This window comes from Paenibacillus forsythiae T98 (assembly GCF_000520735.1).
In the GTDB taxonomy this organism is placed as follows: Bacteria; Bacillota; Bacilli; order Paenibacillales; family Paenibacillaceae; genus Paenibacillus_AQ; species Paenibacillus_AQ forsythiae.
Genome location: NZ_ASSC01000392.1, coordinates 1 through 3,267, shown reverse-complemented (window position 1 = coordinate 3,267; position 3,267 = coordinate 1). Strand labels below are relative to the sequence as shown.

The window sequence follows — 3,267 nt, the reverse complement described above, 5'->3', positions numbered from 1 at the left end:
CATTAAAAATTGGAAGGCGGCGCGAAACAATGAAGCAGCCTACGGAAACAATGAGGACCCGCTCGAATTGGTTAAACAAAGCTTTAATGACAATGTGCTCAGCCTGGTAAAAGCTCATCCGGAGACGAAATTCTATTTATACTATCCGCCCTATTCAGTTCTGCGTCAGCAGATCTGGTACATCACTAATCCGCAGCGGTATGCCAACCAGCTGGAGATGAAGCGTTACATCTTCGAGCAACTCAGCGCCTATTCCAATGTGAGCATCTATGAATTTCAGACAGACAGCGATATCACTTACGACCTGGATCAATACAAGGATCTCTCCCATCATTCCGGCGCGATTAATTCTTTGATTGTGGATGAAATTTCAAAAGGCAATCATCGGGTCACGGCGGATAATCTGGAGCAGAATATCAAGCTGTTGCAGCGGCAGGCTGAAAATGTAGTTGTGAATACCGCCGAGGGCACGGTCTATTCTATCGATGTCAGGCTGAACGGTAAGGAACAGAGCTTCGGGTTCCTGCCGCCTGCGACGGGGGACATCATTATGGCTCCCCTTAAGGCCTATGCGCAGATGCTGGGGGCCTCATTCGATTATAATATAGACAATAAGCTGATTACTTTAGCCAAAGGCGGTATTACGGCGGAAATTACCGTGGGCTCCGATGAAGCCATTGTCGACGGGCGGACGGTCAAGCTGGCAGCTGCCGTTGAGAACAAGATTGGAGTTATGGCCGCTCCGCTGGAGTCCATTGCCTCTTTATTTGGAGGCACCGTAACCTTCGGGGAGCCAAAGGATAAATTGCTTGGAGTAGATATAACAATAGGGCAGTAGCTTACATCCCGCATTGCAGCGGCTAAAGCAAGGATATGAACGAAGAGGAGAAGGGCCCGTTCACGGTCTGATATGCTCCCCATACAGTAGACAGGTGAAATAATAAAAACCTGTTATTGTAAGGGGAGTGTTTTTTATGTCCAAAAGAAGCTCTCCCTAATTCTTATATCACTGATATAGAAAACGCATACCCATCCAAGATTTCAAGATTTATGATGTGCTGAAAACACTACAGAATCCGCAGTTTTTTCACATTTACACAAAATTAACGCATGATTTACATAAAAGCAACATACATGTCAGTGACATATAGTAAGTTCGAAATAGATTCGGCTGATCGGTAAACACGGGTCGGCTGATCTGATACCAACAGAAGGAATGTCCGGACATGAACTCTGAAATGGGCTCCGCAGGGGCAAAAACGCAACTTTATTTGCAAGTGGCAGACAAGGCGAGGGAGATTATCAGCAGCCGCAAGCTACAGGCGCATGATCCCGTTCCTTCGGAGGGAGAGTTGGCGAAACTGTGCGGCGTCAGCCGGATGACCGGCAAGCTCGCGCTGGAGCATTTGGCGGAGCAAGGCTTGATCTATCGTCTGCCGAGAAGGGGGTCATTTCTCGCGGGGAGGCGGGAGGAAGCAATTGATGCGGGCGCAGGCCGGACGGAGCAGGCGGCCGCAGCGGCCGCGCGGATAGCAGGCAAGCAGATCGCACTCATCTTGCCTCACCTGTCCGAGTACACATCAAGGATTATCGCCGCTGTTGAAACCGAGGTGCGCAAGCATGACTTCGACCTTATTCTGCAAATCAGCAAGGACAAGGACGACGAGGATCGCGGCTTGCAGAAACTCGTGGCCGGCGGCGTGGGTGGCGTCATTCTGTTCCCTCAGGGGCGCAAGACATGCAGCGACCAGGTGCTCAGGCTGAAGCTGGAGCAGCTGCCGCTGGTGATCATCGACCGCATTTTCCGCGAGGTTGAGATCGACTGCGTGTATCATGACCACTACCGGGGCTCTTATGAGATGGCGCAATATTTAATTGGAAAAGGACACCGGCAAATCGGCTACACCTCGAACATGAGCGAGAATATTACCAGCCGGGAGGAACGGTATCAGGGGTATATCCAGGCGCTGCTGGATCACGGAATTCCGGTCAGGAACGAATATATCCATTTCCGCAGCGTTCCTTGCGATCCCGGCCGCATCAACGAGAACGATCCGGAGCAAGAACAGTTCATCGCCCGAAGTCCGCAGATGACTGCGGTGATGTGCGGGGACGATCATGTGGCGGCGACCACCTTGTTCACGGCGCTGCATATGGGCATTCCGGTTCCGGACAAGCTGTCGATCGTCGGTTTCTCCGACATTCAGCTGTCGGCCCTGATGCCGGTTCCTCTGACGACCGTGCGCCAAGATACGGAACGGCTGGCCCGCTCTGCGGTGGACCTGCTGATGAAGCGCGTCAACCGTTCCAAGGAGAAACAGCTTACCATCAAAATTCAGACGGCCATTACCGAGAGGAAGTCCGTTCTTGACAGAGGAGTTCTTATATGAAAATTCACTTTCTCGGAACCGCGGCGGCCGAGGGGTTCCCGAATGCCTTTTGCCGCTGCGAGTTCTGTATTAAGGCACGGGAGCTTGGCGGAAGAAATATCCGCACACGCTCTTCGGCCATCATCGACGATACGATCAAATTCGATTACTCGCCCGATTCCTACATGCAGGCCTTGCGGGACGGGCTGCACTTCGGCGCGATTGAGCATTTGCTCGTCACGCATACGCATTCCGATCATTTTAACGCATACGATCTGGAATGCCGGAGAGCGGGAATCGCCCACGGGCTGGAGCATCCGCTGCACATTTACGGGAACGACTGCGTCATGCACCATGTCCGCACGGCCATCGGACGCTTCGAGGGCGAGCGGTTCGCCTTTCACCGCCTGCATCCGTTCCGGACGTTCACGATGGGGGAAGCCCGTGTAACGCCGCTGCTCGCCGATCACGACCGTATGGAGACCTGCCTGCTGTACGTTGTGGAAAAGGGCGGCAAGAAGCTGCTGTACGGCCATGATTCGGGCTGGTATCCGGAGCCGACCTGGGAGTGGCTGCGCGGGCAGGAACTGGACGGCGCCATTCTTGACTGTACGCACGGCTATACCGGCAACTCCCGCGACCGCAATCATATGGGAGTCGAGACGGTGCTGGAGACGCAGCGCGAGTTCCGCCTGCACCACATTATCAAGCCGGAAGGGACGATCCTCGTCACCCATTTCAGTCATAATTCCAGGCTGCTGTACGACGATTTCGACGCCATCTTCCGTCCCGTCGGGATCATCACCGCCTATGACGGGTTGATTATAAACCTCTAATTTCGATAAACCAAGGAGTGGGAAATGACATGAAAAAGGTATTGAAGATGGCGTGCATCGCC

The 3,267-nt window shown here is 53.2% G+C and carries 3 protein-coding genes; all 3 read left to right on the top strand.

The genetic code is table 11. The features are described from left to right. A partial coding sequence (locus L692_RS28655; protein WP_036723455.1) for a copper amine oxidase N-terminal domain-containing protein occupies positions 1 to 838 on the top strand: 838 nt, incomplete at its 5' end. Between the two features lie 388 nt (positions 839 to 1,226). Then, positions 1,227 to 2,390 (top strand): GntR family transcriptional regulator, encoded by a 1,164-nt coding sequence (locus tag L692_RS0112505; RefSeq protein WP_376717958.1) that lies wholly within the window; start codon positions 1,227 to 1,229, stop codon positions 2,388 to 2,390. Beyond that, entirely contained in the window at positions 2,387 to 3,205 is an 819-nt protein-coding gene (locus tag L692_RS0112500) for an MBL fold metallo-hydrolase (protein WP_025700319.1), read from the top strand. The genes L692_RS0112505 and L692_RS0112500 overlap by 4 nt, the downstream gene beginning before the upstream one ends. Positions 3,206 to 3,267 lie beyond the last annotated feature (62 nt).